Consider the following 735-nt stretch of genomic DNA (forward strand, 5'->3'; position numbering starts at 1 on the left):
GTCTTTGCCATAGCGGCGGTGCTGTTCGTTGCAGCGGCCATAGGCCTGCCGGGTTTCATCGATCCCAACAATCTCGTCGCCATCGTCCGCTCGGTGTCGGTGCTGGGCATCCTTGCGCTCGGCATGGCCGTCGTCATCATCGGACGCGGCATCGACCTCTCCGCCGTGGCGATCATGGCGATGTCTGTCGCCTGGTATCTGCAACTTCTGAATTCGGGAACGCCGGACGGGCTGGCCTTCGCCTATGTGCTGGCCGGTGTGCTGGCCATCGGCCTGCTCAACGGGTTTCTCGTCGCCTATGCCGATGTGCCCGCGATCTTCGTGACGCTGGCGACAGGCTCCTTCGTCTTCGGCTATGTGCGCTCGCAGCTGATCACGCAGGATGCGGTGCCGGTGCCGCAGGGCCACTGGGTCGAGCTGCTCGGCGGCCTGCGCTTCCTCGATATTCCGGTCGAGGTGTTCGTCTTTGCCGGCCTCGCCTTCCTCTTCTTCCTGTTCCTGCGCTACACCAAATGGGGCCGCTACATCTACTTCGCCGGCGACAATCCGGTTGCAGCCCGCAACATCGGCATTCCGGTGCGGCCGATGCTGGTGCTGCGCTATGTGCTTTCCGCTTTCGTCGCACTGGTCGCCGGCCTGCTGACGGCGGCGAGCCTGCATTCGATCAACACCCGCGTCGTCAATTCGACGCTGCTCTACGACATCGTGCTGGTGGCGGTGATCGGCGGCATCGGC

Annotated in this window: 1 protein-coding gene; it reads left to right on the forward strand. The window is 63.9% G+C overall.

The window, feature by feature from the left end; all coding sequences use genetic code 11:
• The coding region (locus EOC06_RS38155) for an ABC transporter permease (RefSeq protein ID WP_164899042.1) at positions 1–735 on the forward strand (735 nt) is incomplete at both ends.

Origin of the sequence: Mesorhizobium sp. M7A.F.Ca.MR.362.00.0.0 (assembly GCF_004023175.1) — a bacterium.
Taxonomy (GTDB): domain Bacteria; phylum Pseudomonadota; class Alphaproteobacteria; order Rhizobiales; family Rhizobiaceae; genus Mesorhizobium.